This is a genomic window from Serratia sp. CY37869, from assembly GCF_052168895.1.
Classification (GTDB): Bacteria; Pseudomonadota; Gammaproteobacteria; order Enterobacterales; family Enterobacteriaceae; genus Serratia; species Serratia ureilytica.
Genome location: NZ_JBJNLU010000003.1, coordinates 467044 through 485447, shown reverse-complemented (window position 1 = coordinate 485447; position 18404 = coordinate 467044). Strand labels below are relative to the sequence as shown.

The 18404-nt window shown below is 60.8% G+C and carries 20 protein-coding genes and 1 other RNA gene; 5 read left to right on the top strand and 16 right to left on the bottom strand.

From position 1 onward, the window contains the following. Positions 1-53: 53 nt before the first annotated feature. Positions 54-917: a 16S rRNA (cytidine(1402)-2'-O)-methyltransferase gene (gene rsmI / locus ACJ8J1_RS17860; protein WP_004937108.1), complete on the top strand. Its 864-nt coding sequence runs from the start codon at positions 54-56 to the stop codon at positions 915-917. A gap of 41 nt (positions 918-958) precedes the next feature. Continuing rightward, an RNA gene (rnpB, locus tag ACJ8J1_RS17855) (RNase P RNA component class A) lies at positions 959-1336 on the top strand. A 57-nt stretch (positions 1337-1393) separates the two neighbouring features. On the opposite strand, the gene ACJ8J1_RS17850 is transcribed toward rnpB, so the two are convergent. Beyond that, positions 1394-2095, bottom strand: a complete 702-nt coding sequence (locus tag ACJ8J1_RS17850; protein ID WP_033644517.1) for a pirin family protein — start codon at positions 2093-2095, stop codon at positions 1394-1396. Between the two features lie 107 nt (positions 2096-2202). Here ACJ8J1_RS17850 and ACJ8J1_RS17845 point away from each other — a divergent pair, with 107 nt between their 5' ends. After that, positions 2203-3099: a LysR family transcriptional regulator gene (locus tag ACJ8J1_RS17845; RefSeq protein WP_025304355.1), complete on the top strand. Its 897-nt coding sequence runs from the start codon at positions 2203-2205 to the stop codon at positions 3097-3099. A 51-nt stretch (positions 3100-3150) separates the two neighbouring features. On the opposite strand, the gene ACJ8J1_RS17840 is transcribed toward ACJ8J1_RS17845, so the two are convergent. The 11 genes from ACJ8J1_RS17840 to ACJ8J1_RS17790 all read right to left on the bottom strand — a co-directional run bounded on the left by ACJ8J1_RS17840 (position 3151) and on the right by ACJ8J1_RS17790 (position 10684). After that, entirely contained in the window at positions 3151-4137 is a 987-nt protein-coding gene (locus tag ACJ8J1_RS17840) for a glutathione S-transferase family protein (RefSeq protein ID WP_033644518.1), read from the bottom strand. A 71-nt stretch (positions 4138-4208) separates the two neighbouring features. Beyond that, complete coding sequence (locus tag ACJ8J1_RS17835; RefSeq protein WP_033644519.1) at positions 4209-4604, bottom strand: DoxX family protein; 396 nt, start codon at positions 4602-4604, stop codon at positions 4209-4211. Between the two features lie 295 nt (positions 4605-4899). Next, entirely contained in the window at positions 4900-5187 is a 288-nt protein-coding gene (locus ACJ8J1_RS17830; RefSeq protein ID WP_033644520.1) for a YqjK-like family protein, read from the bottom strand. After that, on the bottom strand, positions 5184-5585 hold the full coding sequence (locus ACJ8J1_RS17825) for a phage holin family protein (protein WP_015379160.1): 402 nt from the start codon (positions 5583-5585) through the stop codon (positions 5184-5186). Before ACJ8J1_RS17825 ends, ACJ8J1_RS17830 begins: the two co-directional genes overlap by 4 nt. 2 nt (positions 5586-5587) lie before the next feature. After that, the gene (locus tag ACJ8J1_RS17820) at positions 5588-5893 is read right to left on the bottom strand and encodes a DUF883 family protein (protein WP_004937125.1); all 306 of its coding nucleotides are present in this window, start codon (positions 5891-5893) and stop codon (positions 5588-5590) included. A gap of 164 nt (positions 5894-6057) precedes the next feature. After that, positions 6058-6429, bottom strand: a complete 372-nt coding sequence (locus tag ACJ8J1_RS17815; RefSeq protein WP_033644521.1) for a DUF1090 domain-containing protein — start codon at positions 6427-6429, stop codon at positions 6058-6060. A gap of 240 nt (positions 6430-6669) precedes the next feature. Further along, on the bottom strand, positions 6670-7044 hold the full coding sequence (gene mzrA, locus ACJ8J1_RS17810) for an EnvZ/OmpR regulon moderator MzrA (RefSeq protein ID WP_071845111.1): 375 nt from the start codon (positions 7042-7044) through the stop codon (positions 6670-6672). Next, positions 7041-7721: a DedA family protein gene (locus ACJ8J1_RS17805; protein WP_033644523.1), complete on the bottom strand. Its 681-nt coding sequence runs from the start codon at positions 7719-7721 to the stop codon at positions 7041-7043. The genes mzrA and ACJ8J1_RS17805 overlap by 4 nt, the downstream gene beginning before the upstream one ends. 136 nt (positions 7722-7857) lie before the next feature. Next, a complete protein-coding gene (locus ACJ8J1_RS17800) occupies positions 7858-8304 on the bottom strand; it encodes a hypothetical protein (protein ID WP_033644524.1) in 447 nt (148 codons plus the stop codon). A gap of 186 nt (positions 8305-8490) precedes the next feature. Beyond that, positions 8491-9267, bottom strand: coding sequence for a transcriptional regulator ExuR (exuR, locus tag ACJ8J1_RS17795; protein WP_033636102.1), 777 nt, complete (start codon positions 9265-9267; stop codon positions 8491-8493). A 118-nt stretch (positions 9268-9385) separates the two neighbouring features. After that, the gene (locus ACJ8J1_RS17790; protein ID WP_033644526.1) at positions 9386-10684 is read right to left on the bottom strand and encodes an MFS transporter; all 1299 of its coding nucleotides are present in this window, start codon (positions 10682-10684) and stop codon (positions 9386-9388) included. Between the two features lie 284 nt (positions 10685-10968). On the opposite strand from ACJ8J1_RS17790, the gene uxaC reads away from it, so the two are divergent. Together uxaC and ACJ8J1_RS17780 are read left to right on the top strand one after the other, a co-directional pair. Beyond that, positions 10969-12381, top strand: coding sequence for a glucuronate isomerase (gene uxaC, locus ACJ8J1_RS17785; protein ID WP_033644528.1), 1413 nt, complete (start codon positions 10969-10971; stop codon positions 12379-12381). Positions 12382-12401: 20 nt separating this feature from the next. Then, entirely contained in the window at positions 12402-13889 is a 1488-nt protein-coding gene (locus tag ACJ8J1_RS17780; protein WP_033644529.1) for a UxaA family hydrolase, read from the top strand. Between the two features lie 52 nt (positions 13890-13941). Here the strand turns inward: ACJ8J1_RS17780 and sstT are convergent, their stop codons facing one another. The 4 genes from sstT to ACJ8J1_RS17760 form a co-directional block, all read right to left on the bottom strand. After that, positions 13942-15177: a serine/threonine transporter SstT gene (gene sstT / locus ACJ8J1_RS17775; protein ID WP_028128305.1), complete on the bottom strand. Its 1236-nt coding sequence runs from the start codon at positions 15175-15177 to the stop codon at positions 13942-13944. 263 nt (positions 15178-15440) lie between these two features. Then, positions 15441-16409, bottom strand: coding sequence for a TerC family protein (locus tag ACJ8J1_RS17770; protein WP_016930179.1), 969 nt, complete (start codon positions 16407-16409; stop codon positions 15441-15443). Positions 16410-16661: 252 nt separating this feature from the next. After that, the gene (locus ACJ8J1_RS17765) at positions 16662-17393 is read right to left on the bottom strand and encodes a glutamine amidotransferase (RefSeq protein ID WP_033644531.1); all 732 of its coding nucleotides are present in this window, start codon (positions 17391-17393) and stop codon (positions 16662-16664) included. Position 17394: 1 nt separating this feature from the next. Continuing rightward, the gene (locus tag ACJ8J1_RS17760; RefSeq protein WP_033644532.1) at positions 17395-18375 is read right to left on the bottom strand and encodes a Gfo/Idh/MocA family protein; all 981 of its coding nucleotides are present in this window, start codon (positions 18373-18375) and stop codon (positions 17395-17397) included. Between the last annotated feature and the right edge of the window lie 29 nt (positions 18376-18404).

Genomic DNA, 18404 nt, shown 5'->3' with positions numbered 1-18404 from the left:
AGTGATGTTTTTTTCAAGATGCTCAATATTAAATCGGCAACCCGGATGAAACAATGAATCAACACCAACAATCAGTCATTTCTGCATCAACGCTGTATGTGGTGCCCACCCCAATCGGCAATCTGGGCGATATTACCCACCGCGCGTTAGAGGTACTGAAAAGCGTTGATCTGATCGCGGCGGAAGACACGCGCCATACCGGATTGCTGCTGCAACACTTCGCGATCAACGCGCGTCTGTTCGCGCTGCACGATCACAACGAACAGCAAAAGGCCGATCAGCTGCTGGCGAAACTGCAGGAAGGCCAGAGCATCGCGCTGGTTTCCGACGCCGGCACGCCGCTGATCAACGATCCCGGCTATCACCTGGTGCGCCGCTGCCGCGAGGCCGGCATTCGCGTGGTGCCGCTGCCGGGCGCCTGCGCCGCCACTACCGCGCTGTGCGCCGCGGGCGTCGCTTCCGACCGTTTCTGCTACGAAGGTTTTCTGCCGGCGAAAACCAAGGGGCGCAAGGATACGCTGATGGCGCTGGCGGAGGAACCGCGCACGCTGATTTTCTACGAATCCACTCACCGCCTGTTGGAAAGTCTGCAGGACATGGTCACCGTTTGGGGCCCGCAGCGTTATGTCGTGCTGGCGCGTGAGCTGACCAAAACCTGGGAATCCATCCACGGCGCGCCGGTGGGTGAGCTGCTGGCGTGGGTGCAGGAAGATGAAGTGCGCCGCCGCGGCGAAATGGTGCTGATCGTCGAAGGCCACAAGGCGCAGGAGGATGCGCTGCCGCTTGAGGCGCTGCGCACGCTGGCGCTGCTGCAAAAAGAGTTGCCGTTGAAAAAGGCGGCGGCGCTGGCGGCGGAAATCCACGGCGTGAAGAAAAATGCGCTGTATAAGCACGCGCTGGAGCAACAACAGCCGTAAAGCGGTTGACCTGCCGCCGCCGCGACGCTACTATCCGCGCCGGAGTTGACCAGACAGTCGCCGCTTCATTGCCGTCCTCTTCGGGGAGACAGATGGAGGGGAGGAAAGTCCGGGCTCCATAGGGCAGGGTGCCAGGTAACGCCTGGGAGGCGCAAGCCTACGACTAGTGCAACAGAGAGCAAACCGCCGATGGCCCGCGCAAGCGGGATCAGGTAAGGGTGAAAGGGTGCGGTAAGAGCGCACCGCGCGGCTGGCAACAGTTCGTGGCACGGTAAACTCCACCCGGAGCAAGGCCAAATAGGGGTTCACATGGTACGGCCCGTACTGAACCCGGGTAGGCTGCTTGAGCCAGTGAGCGATTGCTGGCCTAGAGGAATGACTGTCCACGACAGAACCCGGCTTACCGGTCAACTCCCTCGACAAAAGAAAACCCCGCGCAACGCCAGTTGCGCGGGGTTTTTCGTTTTCCGGCCGGCTTACACCGGCAGATCAATCAGCAGCGCGCGCAGCGGCGTCTCGGCGCGGATCGTCAGGCGATTCTCCTCGCGCACGAAGGCGCCGTCGCCGCAGGTCAGGCGTTGTTCCTCGTGGCGCTCGCCGGTGGCGGCGATGGTGCCGTGTATCGACTGTAGATAAGCGCGCGGCCCGTTAATCGTCAGCGTTTGTTCTTCGCCCGGCTGCAGATCGAGATGATGGATCCAGACCTGTTGACGCAGCTGCAGGCTGCCCTGCGCGCCGTCCGGCGAAGCCAACAGCAGGCTGCCCGCCGTCGGCAGCGCCAGGCGCTGCACCCGTTCGTTGCTGCGTTCCGGGCAGGCGTCCAGCCACAGCTGCAGGCGGGTGAGCGGCGTATCGCTGCTGACGTTCTGCTCGCTGTAGCTCAGGCCCGGGTGGGTGGCCAACAGCAACGCTTCGCCGGCTTTAACCCGCGTGGTGTTGCCGTCGCTGTCGCGGTATTCCGCCTCGCCCTGCAGGATCAGGTTCAGGATATCCACGTTGGGATAGGTGCGCGGCTGGAACGACGCGCCCGGCGCCAGCACCTCCTGATTCAACACCCGCAGCGACGCGTAGCCCATCAGTTTGGGATCGAAGTAGTGACCAAAGGAAAAGGTGTAGCGAGCCTGCAGCCAACCAAAGTCAGCTTGCCCGCATTGTTGTGCTGTTCTGCATGTAATCATGGCAATCGGCTCTCTAAATTCATTATCCAAATGGTAAGCATCTGGACGTCGGATTGTTAGCCAGTTAATCTGGTCGGCATATTCAAATTTCCTGACAGAGGGATGCGATGGCCAGAGATCGGGCGCTCACGCTTGAGGCACTAAGGGTGATGGATGCAATCGACCGGCGCGGCAGTTTCGCCGCGGCCGCCGATGAATTGGGCCGGGTGCCGTCGGCACTCAGCTACACCATGCAAAAATTGGAAGAAGAATTGGACGTGGTGCTGTTCGACCGTTCGGGCCACCGCACCAAGTTCACCAACGTGGGGCGCATGTTGCTGGAACGCGGTCGGGTGCTGCTGGAGGCGGCCGATAAGCTGACCACCGACGCCGAAGCGTTGGCGCGCGGTTGGGAAACTCACCTGACTATCGTCAGTGAAGCGCTGTCGCCGCCGAGTCTGCTGTTCCCGCTGGTCGACAAGCTGGCGCTGAAGGCCAACACCCAGGTGTCCATTTTCACCGAGGTGCTGGCGGGCGCCTGGGAGCGGCTGGAGCAGGGGCGCGCTGACATCGTGATCGCGCCGGACATGCATTTCCGCGCGTCGTCGGAGATCAACACCCGCAAACTGTATAAGGTGATGAGCGTTTATGTCGCCGCGCCGGATCACCCGATCCACCTGGAGCCGGAGCCGCTTTCCGAAGTGACCCGCGTGAAGTATCGCGGCATTGCGGTGGCCGACACCGCCCGTGAGCGCCCGGTATTGACCGTACAGCTGCTGGACAAGCAACAGCGCCTGACGGTGAGCACCATTGAAGACAAACGCCTGGCGCTGCTGGCCGGGTTGGGGGTGGCGACCATGCCGTATCCGATGGTGGAGAAAGATATCGAAGCCGGGCGGCTGCGCGTGGTCGGGCCGGAATACAGCCGCGAAGCCGACATCATCATGGCCTGGCGGCGTGACAGCATGGGGGAGGCGAAAGCCTGGTTCCTGCGTGAGATTCCGCGCCTGTTCGCGCAGCGTTAACGTCGGTTGGATGACATCCCCTTGCCGGGCGGCAAGGGGATTTTTTTCGCCTTAACCGAAGCGCTGGTCGCGGCCGTGCGGCTCGTCCAGATCCTGCGCCGGCCCGATGGAAATGATGCCGTGCGGGTTGATGGTGGCGTGGCTGCGATAGTAGTGGTTGCGAATGTGCGGCAGGTTGACCGTCTCGGCGATGCCCGGCATCTGGTAGATGTCGCGCAGGAAGCCGTACAGATTGAGGTAGTCGCTGATGCGGTGTTTGTCGCACTTGAAGTGGGTGACGTACACCGGATCGAAACGCACCAGCGTGGTCCACAGACGCAGGTCGGCTTCGGTCAGCCGATCGCCGGTCAGGTAACGATGCTGCCCCAGGATCTGCTCCAGGCGTTCCAGCGCGTTGAATACCCCGTTGACCGCTTCGTCATAGGCTTCCTGGCTGGTGGCAAAACCGGCCTTGTACACGCCGTTGTTCACTTGATCGTAAATCCAACCGTTCAGCTCATCGATCTTGCCGCGCAGCGCGGTCGGGTAGTAGTCGCCTGCCCGAGCGCCGACGCCGTCAAACGCGCTGTTGAACATGCGGATGATGTCGGCGGACTCGTTGCTGACGATGGTTTGCCGCTGTTTATCCCACAGCACCGGTACGGTCACGCGCCCGCTGTAGTGCGGATCGGCCCGCAGGTAGATCTGGTACAGGAAGTCGGCGTGATACAGCGGATCGCCGGTGGTTTCAGGAAAATCCTGGCCGAAGGTCCAGCCGTTTTCCAGCATCAGCGGGTGCACCACCGAGACCGGAATGATCTGCTCCAGCCCTTTCAGTTTGCGCATCAGCAGCGTGCGATGCGCCCAGGGGCAGGCGAGAGAAACATAAAGGTGATAACGGCCCGCTTCGGCCTGGAAGCCGCCCACGCCGTGTTCGCCCGGCTGACCGTCGGCGGTCACCCAATTGCGAAACTGAGCGGTTGAACGTTTGAAACGGCCGCCGGTAGATTTGGTGTCATACCAGATGTCTTGCCAAACGCCATCGACGAGTTGTCCCATGGGAATCTCCTTGGTGTCCGAGTTAAAAAACGACAAGGCCCGGCATGCCGGGCCCTGAATGACAGTTTAGATTACCATTTCTTGTTCAGAAGACGGTCGATGCTGAAGCCGCCCGGGCCTGCGACCGCCAACACGATGAAGCCGCCGGCGATGGTCAGGTTTTTCATGAACATCAGCTGGTTTACTTCGTTCGCAAAATCAGTGTGGAACAGCAGCGCGGTCAGGATGGTGAAACCGGCGGTGAACAGCGCCACGGTGCGGGTCAGGAAACCGAACAGGATCGCCAGACCGCCGCCAAATTCCAGCAGGATGGTCAGCGGCAGCAAGAAGCCAGGCACGCCCATCGATTGCATGTACTGTTGGGTACCGGCGTAGGCGTCACCCATTTTGCCGTAGCCTGCCACGATAAACAGGATTGGCATCAGAATACGAGCAACCAACAAACCTGTATCTTCTAATTTTTTCATCATCTACTCCAAAGTGTTTTTGTATGCCTGTTCGGCGGAAGCCATGTCAACGAGCGGTATATCAGGACATTCGCCCTGTCCGGCTCGTATCGTATTGATGGAGTGAATGTTAAGCGGGAAGTGCTCAGGTTGTTAGCAAGTAAAACTGTCGTAATTTTTCAAAAAATCTGAATCTTTAGCGTGCTAATAAAATGCCGCCGATCAGCAGGTTGCCCGGCCCCGGGGTTGGACGCGTTGTATCAAGGGAGAAAATGCGGGCAGAGCAACAGGAGGTTTGAAGGAAAGACCAAGCGGCTTACTTGGCGGAAAACGTCTTTTTAAACAGACGGATAGCGCTCCAGGCGCCGAAAGCGCGACGCGACCAGCGGATCATCTTGCTGGGATGGCGGATGCCGTACAGCGCCATGACGCTGGAACCGAGCACCAGATAGCGGCGCAGGCCAAACACCGTTTGCCAGCCGCGGTCGATGCGTTCGGTCTTTTCCAGCCACAGGGACTTGTTTTCGGCCAGATCCAGACGCTGTTGCTGGATCTGCCGAATCAGCCTCTCTTTTTTCCATTCCAGATAGCGGCGGCGGCTCATGGCTCTCGCTCCAGTTCGGCGCGATCGAGCTCCAGTTGCTTGCGCGTGGCGCCCAGCAGCGTGGTGCGACGGGCCTTGACCAGCGTCCAGATGGTGCCGACCACGGCCAGGAACAGCAGCACGCCGGTTGTTGCGCCCAGCGCCACCAGCCGGTAGACCGGATCGATGGCCCAGAAGATCAGGATCAGCAGGCTCATCAAACCGAAGGCGGTGAACAGCAGCGTCATGCCGGCCATGATCAGCAGCTGAATGAGGTTGGCTTTCTCCTCTTCCAGCTCGACTACCGCCAGCCGGACACGGGTTTCCACCATGCCGACCAGGATCGTGATGATGCGCTGACCGATATCCAGGACCCCTTTAGCGGGGCCCTGTGCGCGCACTTGCGGTTGTTCAGCCATGATTAACGACGCGCGAGCAGCACGCCCAACACCACGCCGACCGCCGCGCCGATACCGATGCCGGTCCACGGGTTGTCGCGCACATAGTCGTCGGCCTGGCCGGCGATCTGTTTGGTTTGCGAAGCCAGCTTGTCACCGGCGTCGCTCAGGCGAGCGCGAGTCTCTTTCAGCGCGCCTTCCGCCTTCGATCGCAGCTTCTCCAGCTCGGCTTTCGGCTTGTCGGTGGAGGAGTTCAGCACTTCCTCCAGCGTATCGGCTAAGGACTTCAGTTCAGCGCGTAAGTTTTCTGCATTTGAATCATGTGCCATGTGATTATTCCTTAACGTTTATTTCGACAGACTTTTAACATAGCGGATTTTTTCGCCGGAGCAAAGGGGTGATGACCAGCAGATAACACCAGACATCAATTCCATATGCTTAAGAAATCCCGTGTGATGGGGCTCTCATCGATAAATCCGCTGGTGTAAAAAAATTATTCCGCCTGGGCGCGTTTCAATTCAGCCTGCGCTTCGGCCAGCTTTTGCTGCTTCTTGGCGACCTTGTCCAGCTTGCCGGTTTGTTGCGCTTCTTTCAGCTCTTCCCGGCGCTCGTCCACCTTGCGCTGTTTCTCTGCGATATTTTTCTGGCGTTCGGCCTGCAGGCCGGCTTCGGTGCAGTGGGTCTGCACTTCGCTCAGCGCTTTTTTCAGCCCATCCACGCGGTGGGTGTTGCCGTGCTGAGTCGCGTAGTCGATTTGCTGCTGGATATTTTGCGCTTTGGCGGCGCAGCCGCCCTCAGCGGCCGAGGACAGCGTCGGCAGCGCGCAGAGTGGCAGCAGCAGTAACAGTGAGTGGCGAAATTTCATTTCTCAGTTCCTTTTCATGGGATGCCTGAACAGGCATCCGCTTTCCTGACTGCCGGAGGCGGCAGCGCGAGAGGAGGGCGTTCATCGCCGGCTGAAGTTATCCTTCAGCATAGCCATGAAACCGGCGCGCCCCCAAAGAATCAGCCGAAATTCGGCGCGACTGATTGTTTTTTGAGCTAAATGATGCGAATGAAAATGAAGATAACGGCAATGAAAGGAATCCCCTTCATTTGAAGGGGATTATCCCAGATTGAGTGGGGAGCGCGCAAATTCGCGCACCCAGTGCGTTGGCACGGGAGATTCGCTCAGCGCGATGTGGTAACCGGGAGGCAGGATGGTTTGCAGCGCTTCACGCGCCAGCAACTGCTGCTCCGGCGAATCCAGACGAATAACCAAGCCATCGCCTTCCGGCGTGATGCTTTTGATGCGGATACCGCGCTCATCCAGGCGCTGGTAGACGTAAAAACCGTCGGGCAGCGACAGCCCTTGCTGGCTGGCGCGAATGCGCAGCTCGCTCTCGGTGCGCACCATGCAGGGCACCAACAGCGTCGCCAGCGCCAGCAGGGCGAGCGCGATCATCAGGACGTATTGCCAGCGCGGGCGCTTTGCTGTCACGCCCCTTTCCCCGGGTTCTGGCCGCTGGCGCGTTTCTTGCGCCACAGCACGATCAGCGAGCCGACCAGGCCGACCACCAGCAACACCAGCGGCAACATCATCAGGCAGAACATCAGCTGGTCTTCATACTTGCGGAATACCGGGGTTTTTCCGAGGGCGAAGCCCAGCGTCGTCAGGATCAAGACCCACAGCAGGCCGCTCATCCAGTTGAAGAACTGGAAGCGTGCGTTGCTCAGGCCGGACAGGCCGGCGATGGTTGGCAGCAGGGTGCGCACGAAGGCCAGGAAGCGGCCGACCAACAGGGCGGAAAGGCCGTGGCGGTGGAACAGGTTATGCGCACGCTGATGGTAGTGGGCCGGCAGATGCGAAAGCCAGCCTTGCACCGTTCGCGTATTGCCGAGCCATCGGCCCTGTATGTAACTGACCCAGCACCCCAGGCTGGCGGCGACGGTCAGGATAACGATGGTCAATGGGAAGCCCATGGTGCCTTTGGCGATCAGCACGCCGACCAGGATCAGCAGGCTGTCGCCCGGCAGAAAAGCGGCCGGCAGCAGGCCGTTTTCCAAAAACAGGATCATGAACAGCAGGATGTAGAGGGTCCACACCAACGAAGGGTTCGCCAGCGTCTCAAAATCCTGCTGCCATAAGGCATGTATCAGTTCTTTAATGATGTCCATCCGGTGTTCCTAAAACGTCATTGTTTATTTTTATCTCAGCGGCGGAGCGGGCGTGGGCTGAAAGCGCGCGGCGATCCTGAATGCTGATAACGATGAAACGGCGTTGCTTTAAGGTTTCTAAGCGGTGCGACACCGGTCATAGGTGGTAAGTCAGCGTGCCACGGTACTGCATGTTGCTTTCTTTCCAGCCGGCCTGCCGACTTTGTTGCCTGGAGGCGTCCAGCATCCAGTCGACCTGGGCAAGCCGGTTGGGGGCCGGGGTGTCCTGGCGGGGGAAACGAATTCGGTAGCCCGGCTCTGCGGCCAGGGTATAGACCGGCGCCGGCAGGGAGGACGCGAGCAGCGAACCGGGGAAAGAGTACGCTCTGGGCAGCAGCAGCGGCAACTTGCCGGGCGCTTTGCGGCGCGCTTCGGCCGGTGCCCGATACACATGATCATAGGGGGAAAGCGCCGGCTCCGCCAGCAGCGGCAGGCTGCTCAGCGCGCTGGGGGTGGGCTTGGATGACGCCACGCATAGCTGTTGGCCGGAGACCGAACCGGTCCAGCAGAAAAGAGCAATCAGCATGGCAAACAACCAGCGCATTTATTCGCGTCCCGCCCCCGCAGCAATGGGTAAAAAAGTGGGCTAACTCTACCAAAATAGCACGATTGGCAACAGGGAAATCTACGTTGCCGACGGTGAAATAGTACACGGCAAACGGCGGTTCCGGCATCGATTCAGCGGATTTTACATTACCTGACATAAGCCGACGGTTTTTGACCGCCGTGGCTATTTCGGCTCGTGGCTCACGCCGTCCAGGTGCACCACCGGGTTCTCGGCGAACAGATAGCGGTCGGCGTTGTATTCGAAGTCGTCGCTGGTGGCGTTGAACAGCATCTGCTTGGTGTTCTCCAGGTGCTGCCACATCGCCAGTTTGGCGGCGTAAGGATCTTTGCGCATCAGCGCCTTGAGGATCTGATCGTGATCGTCGCACCAGCTGGCGATCGAGCGTTCGTCGATATGCTCGTGCAGTTTCTTCCAGTAAGGGTTGTTGACCCGCTGCACCCACATTTTTTCCACGATGGTGGCCATGGCGGTGTTCTGGGTGGCCAGCGCCACCTGCACGTGGAACTTCAGATCCCACTGCGAGTCGCGGAAACGGTCTTCTTTGCGGGCGTGCTCCTGGATCTCCATCAGTTGCACGATATCCTGCTTGGTCACCTGGGTGGCGGCGAATTCGGCGATGTTGCTTTCTATCAGCTGGCGCGCCTGCAGCAGCTCAAACGGGCCGGCGGTGGCGAACTCGATGCTGTCGCCCGGCACCACCAGGTGCTTTTGCTGGTTGGACACCACGTGGATCCCGGATCCCTTGCGCACGTCCACATAGCCTTCCACTTCCAGCATGATGATCGCCTCGCGCACCACGGTGCGGCTGACATTCATCTCTTCGGCGATGTATCGCTCGGCCGGCAGCTTGTCGCCTACCGGGTAACGGCCGCTTTCGATGCGTTGCTTCAGCTCGGCGGCCAGTTGCTGATACAGGCGTCTGGTTTCAGTGAATTCCATAGTGAATGCTCTATACGGTGCGGTGGGAAGGGGCGCGTGGCCATCGGATTTGTTATACCACTTATTCGGCACCGCTGCCAGAGGAGCAAGGGGCCCGGCGCAGCGGCCGGGCGGGGGATCAGCTGCGCGCCGGGGTGGGCTGCAGCGCGGCCGGCTGCGGTTCGGCGGCCGGGCGGTTTTGCAGCACCGTCCAGATGACGATGGCGCCGAGAATGTCGAAGACTGACAGCGCGGCGAACAGCGGGCTGAAGCCGAGGGTGTCTGCCAGGGCGCCGACCACCAGGGCGAACAGCGTGCTGGCGGTCCAGGCCGCCATGCCGGTCAGCCCGTTGGCGGTCGCCACCTCATTGCGGCCGAACACGTCGGAAGAGAGGGTGATCAACGCGCCGGACAGCGCCTGATGGGCGAAGCCGCCGACGCACAGCAGGGCGATAGCCGCGTAAGGGCTGGTGAACAGGCCCATCATGCCGGGGCCGATCATCAACACCGCTCCCATCGTCACCACCAGCTTGCGCGAGACGATCAGGTTGACCTTGAAATACTTCTGGAACAGCGGCGGCAGATAACCGCCGACGATGCAGCCGAGATCGGCGAACAGCATCGGCATCCAGGCGAACATGGCGATCTCTTTCAGGTTAAAACCGTAGGCCTTGAACATGAACAGCGGGATCCAGGCGTTGAAGGTGCCCCACGCCGGCTCCGCCAGAAAGCGCGGCAGCGCGATGCCCCAGAACTGGCGGTTGCGCACGATCTGCCAGGCGGACATCTTTTTGGCGTTAGAGGTCTGGTGCTGCGCTTCCTGGCCTTCGAGGATGTAACGGCGTTCTTCCTGGCTCAGTTTCTTCTGATCTTTCGGGTGTTTGTAGAACAGCAGCCAGCAGATGGCCCAGATCAGGCTCAGCACGCCGGTGATGATGAATGCCATCTCCCAGCTGTGCGCGACGATGGCCCATACCACCAGCGGCGGGGCGATCATGCCGCCGATCGACGAGCCCACGTTGAAATAGCCGACGGCGATCGAACGTTCTTTGGCCGGAAACCATTCGCTGCTGGCCTTCAACCCGGCGGGGATCATCGCCGCTTCCGCCATGCCGACCGCGCCGCGCGCCAACGCCAGCCCGCCCCAACTGTTGGCCAACGCGGTACCCATGCAGAACAGCGCCCACAGAATGGCGAACATGGCGTAGCCGACCTTGGTGCCCAGCACGTCCAGCACGTAGCCCGCCACCGGTTGCATCACGGTGTAGCACGCGGAGTAGGCGGCGACGATATAGGAATACTGTTGGGTGGTGATGTGCAGCGTATCTTCCAGCGTCGGCGCCGCCACGGCGATGGCGTTGCGGGTCAGATAACCCAGCACGGTGCCGATGGTCACCAGTCCGATCATGTACCAGCGTAACCCTTTAATTTTACGCATCCGAAGTGTCTCCCCGTTTGAAGGTGTGGCCGTCGATGCGGCTGGCGAGACAATAACCTGTCATACAGGTTTAAAAGTTGAGTGATATCACAAAAGGAATTATTCGCCTGAGCAATAATGTGGCCGGTGAAATAGGGCATTTTTGCCGATAAATTGAGCGAAAAAAGGCGTAGAGAGAGGATGAACGGCAGACATCGGGAAAAATTTGCTGGACGCTAGTGAAAATTGGTGTGATAACTTTTGTGATTCGAACCCCGTGCCGCACGGCAAGTAAGGAGCCCGAGATGGCGACGTTTTTGAGCGAAGATTTCCTGCTGGACAGCGAATTTGCCCGGCGCTTGTATCACGACTACGCGGCGCAGCAGCCGATTTTCGATTACCACTGCCATTTGCCGCCGCAGCAGATCGCGGAGAATACCCGCTTCAGCAACCTGTACGATATCTGGCTGCGGGGCGATCACTACAAATGGCGGGCGATGCGCACCAACGGCGTGGCGGAGCGGTTATGCACCGGCGATGCGGGCGATCGCGAGAAATTCGACGCCTGGGCCGCCACGGTGCCGCACACCATCGGCAACCCGCTCTATCACTGGACGCATCTGGAGCTGCGCCGCCCGTTCGGCATCACGGATATGCTGTTGTCGCCGGCCACGGCGGATGAAATCTGGCAGCGCGGCAATGCGCTGCTGGCGCAGGATGCGTTTCGCGCGCGCGGCATCATGCAGCAAATGAACGTGAAAATGGTCGGCACCACCGACGATCCGATAGACGATCTGCGTCATCATCGGGCGATCGCCGACGATCGCAGTTTCGCTATCAAAGTGCTGCCGAGCTGGCGGCCGGACAAGGCTTTCACCATCGATGCGCCCGGCTTCAACGACTATCTGCGGCAGTTGGAGGCGGCGGCGGACACCGCCATCGGCCGCTTTAGCGCGCTGTGCGACGCCCTGTACAAGCGCATGGATCACTTTGCCGCCCACGGCTGCAAGGTGGCCGATCATGCGCTGGACGTGGTGGTGTTCGGCGAGGCCGATGAAGCGGCGCTGGATGCGATCCTGCTGCGCCGCCTGAACGGCGAGCTGCCGACGCCGGAACAGAGCGCCCAGTTCAAAAGCGCGGTGCTACTGTTTCTGGCCGGCGAATACCGGCGTCGCGGCTGGGTGCAGCAGTATCACATCGGCGCGCTGCGCAATAACAACAGCCGCATGTTGGCCGCCGTCGGGCCGGATATCGGCTTCGACTCGATCAACGACCGGCCGCTGGCGGAACCGCTGTCACGGCTGCTGGATGCTCAGGCGCGGCAGGGCGGTCTGCCGAAAACCATTCTCTATTGCCTCAATCCGCGCGATAACGAAGTGATCGGCACCATGATCGGCAATTTTCAGGGGGAAGGCACGCCGGGCAAGATGCAGTTCGGCTCCGGTTGGTGGTTCAACGATCAGAAGGACGGCATGCAGCGCCAAATGACGCAGCTGGCCCAGCTCGGGCTGCTGAGCCGCTTCGTCGGCATGCTGACCGACAGCCGCAGCTTCTTGTCTTATACGCGCCATGAATACTTCCGCCGCATCCTTTGCCAGATGATCGGCCGCTGGGTGGCGGACGGCGAAGCGCCGGCGGATATCGCGCTGCTGGGCGAGATGGTGAAAAACATCTGCTTCGACAACGCCAAAAACTATTTCGCCATTGAACTGGCGTAGCCGTTATCCGGGACCGGTTTATGCAAAGTACGATAAAGATTCACGAGCAGGATAACGTGGCGGTGGCGCTGCGCGATCTGGCTGCCGGAGAGCGCGTTGAGCTGGAAGGCGCGGTCGTCAAACTGGCGCAGCCGGTGGCGCGTGGGCACAAGTTTGCACTCGGCCCGATCGCCGAGGGTGAAGACATCATCAAATATGGCCAGCCGATCGGCCATGCGCTCGCGGCCATTGCGCCTGGGGAGCATATTCATTCGCAAAACGTCAAAACCAACCTGAGCGATCTGGACAGCTACCGTTACCAGCCGCAGTTCCCGACGCTGCCGCCGCAGGCGGCGGATCGCGAGGTGCAGCTGTACCGCCGGGCCAACGGCGAAGTGGGGATCCGCAACGAGCTGTGGATCGTGCCGACCGTCGGCTGCGTCAACGGTATCGCTCGCCAGATCCAGCAGCGCTTTTTGCAGCAAACACAGGCGGACGGGATCGACGGCGTGCATCTGTTCAGCCACCCGTTCGGCTGCTCGCAGCTGGGGCAGGATCATGCCAACACCCGCATCATGCTGCAGAACATGGCGCGCCATCCCAACGCCGGCGCGGTGCTGGTGATCGGGCTGGGGTGCGAGAACAATCAGGTGGATGCCTTTCGCGCCACGCTGGGGATAGGGGACGAGCGGCGGTTGCGCTTTATGGTGTGCCAACAGCAGGACGATGAAGTGGAGGCCGGGCTGGCGCTGTTGCACGAGCTGTATCGGGAGATGCGCCACGATCGCCGCGAGCCGGGCCGCCTGAGCGAGCTGAAGTTCGGCCTGGAATGCGGCGGTTCGGACGGGCTGTCGGGCATTACCGCCAACCCGCTGCTGGGGCGCTTTTCCGACTATGCGATCGCCAACGGCGGCACCACGGTGCTGACCGAAGTGCCGGAGATGTTCGGCGCCGAGCGCATTCTGATGAGCCGCTGCCGCGATGGAGAAACCTTCGACAAAACCGTCGACATGATCAACGATTTCAAACGCTATTTCATCGCCCATCAGCAGCCGATTTATGAGAATCCGTCGCCGGGCAACAAGGCCGGCGGCATCACCACGCTGGAGGAGAAGTCGCTTGGCTGCACCCAAAAGGCGGGGCTAAGCCAGGTGGTGGACGTGCTGAAATACGGCGAGCGGCTGCGCGTGCCGGGGCTGAATCTGCTCAGCGCGCCGGGCAACGACGCGGTGGCGACCAGCGCGCTGGCCGGCGCCGGCTGTCATATGGTGCTGTTCAGCACCGGGCGCGGTACGCCGTACGGCGGCTTTGTGCCGACGGTGAAGCTGGCGACCAACAGCGAGCTGGCGGCGAAGAAACCGCACTGGATCGATTTTGACGCCGGCAGCCTGGTTCACGGCGTGGCGATGGAGACGCTGCTCAGCCGCTTCATCGATCTGATTGTCGAGATTGCCAACGGGCGTCCGGCGCGTAATGAAACCAACGACTTTCGCGAGCTGGCGATCTTTAAAAGCGGGGTGACGCTGTAAAGCTGACAAAAAAGGCGCTCGAGGGAGCGCCTTTTTATGAAGCAACGCGCGATTAACGCACCTTCAGCGGGTCTTCGTTCGCCAGCCGCTGGTCTTCCGCCTGGCAGGCGGCGGCGGTGAACAGCACGTCGGTGGAGGAGTTGAGGGCGGTTTCCGCCGAATCCTGCAGCACGCCGATGATAAAGCCGACCGCCACCACCTGCATCGCCACGTCATTCGGAATGCCGAACATGTTGCACGCCAGCGGGATCAGCAGCAGCGAGCCGCCGGCCACGCCGGAGGCGCCGCAGGCGCACAGGGCGGCCACCACGCTCAGCAGCAGGGCGGTCGGGACGTCCACCGCGATGCCCAGCGTGTTTACCGCCGCCAGCGTCAGCACGGTGATGGTGATCGCCGCGCCGGCCATGTTGATGGTGGCGCCCAGCGGGATGGAAACCGAGTAGGTGTCCTCATTCAGGTTCAGCTTTTTGCACAGCTCCATGTTCACCGGGATGTTGGCGGCGGAGCTGCGGGTGAAGAAGGCGGTCACGCCGCTCTCGCGCAGGCAGGCGAACACCAGCGGATACGGGTTGCGGCGGATCTTCCAGTACACGATCAGCGGGTTGAGCACCAGCGCTACCAGCAGCATGCAGCCGATTAACACCATCAGCAGTTGCGCATAGCCCCACAGCGCGCCGAAGCCGGTTTCCGCCAGCGTGGAGGCCACCAGGCCGAAGATGCCGAGCGGCGCACAGCGGATCACCGCGCGCACCACCAGCGTGACCGCATGGGACATGTCGTTGATCAGCCCCTTGGTGGTTTCGGAAGCGTGGCGCAGCGCCAGCCCCAGCCCGACGGCCCACGCCAGAATGCCGATGTAGTTGGCGTTAATCAGCGCATGGAACGGGTTGGCCACCACGCTCATCAACAGGCCCTTCATCACGTCCACGATGCCGCCTGGCGGGGTGATGTCGGTTGCGCCGGTGGTCAGCGCCAGCGTGGAAGGGAAGATAAAGCTGACGACGACCGCCACCAGCGCCGCAGCGAAGGTGCCCAGCAGGTAGAGGAACAGGATGGGGCGAATGTTGGTTTTCTGCCCCTGTTTATGGTTGGCGATCGAGGCCATCACCAGTATCAGCACCAGCAGTGGCGCTACCGCCTTCAGCGCGCCGACGAACAGGGTGCCGAGCAGGCCGACGGCCGCCGCGGCCGCCGGCGAAACCAGCGCCACCAGAATGCCGGCCACCAGGCCGACCATGATTTGTTTAACCAGGCTGCCCTGAGTCATCCTTTGTAGTAGTTTTTGCATAGTGCTTCTCTTCCTGATGTTATCTGGCCGCCGCGGCGGGAACGACGCCGGGCAGCTTTATATGATTCTGTAACTAAGTGTGTTTGCCGAATCAGTATTCAGTAATCGAATGATGTTGGAAAGAGGCGAGGGTGAAATTCTGAGCGCGGATCAACACTTGATAACATACTGGTTACATTTGTGTGATCGTAATAACGTTTGGCGTTTTGGGGGAATTGCCAAACAATCGCGGGGCGACTAGCGCCCCGGATAACAGATTATGGTTATTTCTTCGCCAGGCGATCGTTGCGGCGATTGACCCAGGCGTTGATCAGCAAGGTGAGCGTCAGGATGCCCGCCACCACGCCGAGCGAGATACCGATCGGGATGTGGAAGAAGTCGATTATCAGCATCTTGATACCGATAAACACCAGGATCACCGACAGGCCGTATTTCAGCATCGAGAAACGTTCCGCCACGTTGGCCAGCAGGAAGTACATGGCGCGCAGGCCCATGATGGCGAACAGGTTAGAGGTCAGCACGATGAACGGGTCGGTGGTCACGGCGAAAATCGCCGGGATGCTGTCCACCGCGAAAATCACGTCGCTCAGTTCCACCAGGATCAGCACCAGCACCAGCGGGGTGGCGAACAGGATGCCGTTGCGGCGCACGAAGAAACGCTCGCCTTCCAGGCTGTCGGTCATGCGCAGGCGGCTGCGCAGCCATTTCACCAGCGGCTTGTCGCCGATTGCCGAGTCGTCTTCCTTCGCCAGCGCCATCTTGATACCGGTGAACAGCAGGAAAGCGCCGAACAGGTACAGCAGCCACTGGAACTGGCTGACCAGCCAACTGCCGGCGAAGATCATGATGGTACGCAGCACGATCGCCCCCAACACGCCGTAGATCAGCACCCGCCGCTGCAGGTTGGCCGGCACGGCGAAGTAGCTGAACAGCATCAGCCAGACGAACACGTTATCCACCGCCAGCGCTTTTTCGATCAGGTAGCCGGTCAGGAAGGCCAGCGCCTGGGTATCGGCGACGGCGCGCCCGGCGGTTTCATTCAGGTAGTACCAGAAACCGAAATTGAACAGCAGAGAGAGGCTGACCCACACCAGCGACCAACTGGCGGCCTGCTTCATAGTCATGGTGTGCGCGCCTTTACGGCCCTGCAACAGGAGATCGATTGCGAGCATCACGACTATGACGGCGGCGAAGCTGCCCCATAACCACGGTGTGCCAACGGAATTCATCATCAGAGGTATCCTTCAAAAACAAAAACGGCCAACGTCGGAAGACGCCAGCCGCTCTGTGAACGCTGCAAGCAAACCTCGCCTTCCGGCAAGGTCTCACTTACAACGTTGATGAAGGTGGTTACACCTTTGACATCAGGTTGCCCGGTAACCGGATGCTTGCGCATCGTAATGACGATTAACCGGCAATGAAGTTACTCCCCTTTGCAGAGCAGAAAGTAATGCAAAATGTGTCGGCGGTCAACGTGAATCGCGTTAGCCGGCCAACGCTTTTTGCGCGCCCAGGCTGACGACGAATCCCTGCAGCAGCAGGCGGCTGAACGGCGTGTCGCTAACCTGCTGTTGTTGCTGTTGATAGCGGGCCTGCTGCTCGGGGTGCAGCTCGCCGAGCCACTGCAGATACTGGCTCATCACCGCGCCGTTGAATTCCGGGTGGAACTGGGTGGTCAGGGCATGATCGCCATAGCGCAGGATCTGGTGCGCGTCCTGCTGCGAACGCGCCAGCGTCTGCGCGCCGGCGGGCGGCGTCAGCACGCTCTGCGAGTGGATCAGGTTGGCTTTGAAGCGCGGTGGCAGCAGGGTGAGCCGCCGGTCTTCGGCCGCGGCGGGCAGCAGTTCGATCTCCAGCGTGCCCACCTCCATGCCCTGCGGGTGGTAACCCACTTCGCCACCGAGCGCGTAGGCCAACAGCTGGTGGCCGTAGCAGACGCCGAATAGCGGCAGTTTGATCGCCATCGCCTGGCGCAGCCACTCGGCCGCCGCCTCGCTCCACGGCAGCTGTTCGGTCACCATCGCCGGCGAGCCGGTGATGACCACGCCGCAATAGGCGGCCGGCGGCAACGGCCGCTCGCCGGCGGGCAAGTGTACGATGTGCGCGCGTTCGGCGTCGATATTGCCCTGTTGCAGGAACATGCCATCAAAGTTGGCCAATTCCTGACGAATGGCCTGCGGCGCGTCGCCGGTTTGCATCACGAGCAGCGGTTTCATCTCATTCTCCGTCGGCGGGGAAGACGACGCCGGTCTGGCGGCGGATATCGGTCAGCAGGCGGGCGACGATCAGCGAATTCTCCAGCCCCGGATGTTCCACCCGGTGATTTTCCACCAGCTCGGCGAAGGCCAGCGCTTCATACAGCATGGTGTTGATGTGCTGCGGCTGGCTCAGATCCTGGCGGTTGCCGCCGCGCGGCGTCAGCGCCACGCCCTGGCACTCGGAAATCTTGTCGATAATCAGCGTGCCTTCCTCTCCCTGGATCTCGCTGGGGAGCGTCGAGTCGCTGACCTTGGAATGGGAAAGCGTGACGTCGAAATCGCCGTAGTTCAGGCAGACGGTGCCGTGGGCGTCCACGCCGGTCTCCAGCAGCGTGGCGCTGGCGAGCACCGACTGCGGCGCGCCGAACAGCGCCACCGCGCTGGCCAGGCAGTAGTAGCCGATGTCCATGATGGAGCCGTTGGAGAACTGCGGATTAAACGTGTTGGGGTTCTCGCCGGCCAGGTAGCGCGGGTAGCGCGAAGAGTATTGGCAGTAGTTGATGAAGGCTTTGCGCAGCCGGCCGACTTTCGGCAATGCCTGCTGCAGCGCCAGAAAATTCGGCAGATAGGCGCTTTTGAACGCTTCGAACAGCACCACCTGATTTTCCCGCGCGCAGGCCGCCAGCTGTTCCGCTTCGCGCTGGTTGGAGGCCAGCGGTTTTTCGCAGATCACGTGCTTTTTATGGCGCAGGAACAGCAGCGATTGCGGGCAGTGCAGGGAATTGGGGCTGGCGATATACACCGCGTCTATGGCGTCGGACTGGGCCATCGCCTCGAGAGAGTCGAAAAACTGCGTGACCTGATAGTTGGCGCCAAACGCCTGCGCCTGTTCCAGCGAGCGTGAATACACGGCGCTCAGCTTGAGTTTGCCGCTTTCATGGGCGGCATCAATAAAACGTTCCGTAATCCAGTTGGTGCCGACGACGGCAAAGCGAATCATGGCGAGCTCCGGTCCAGGCTTAAAACCGC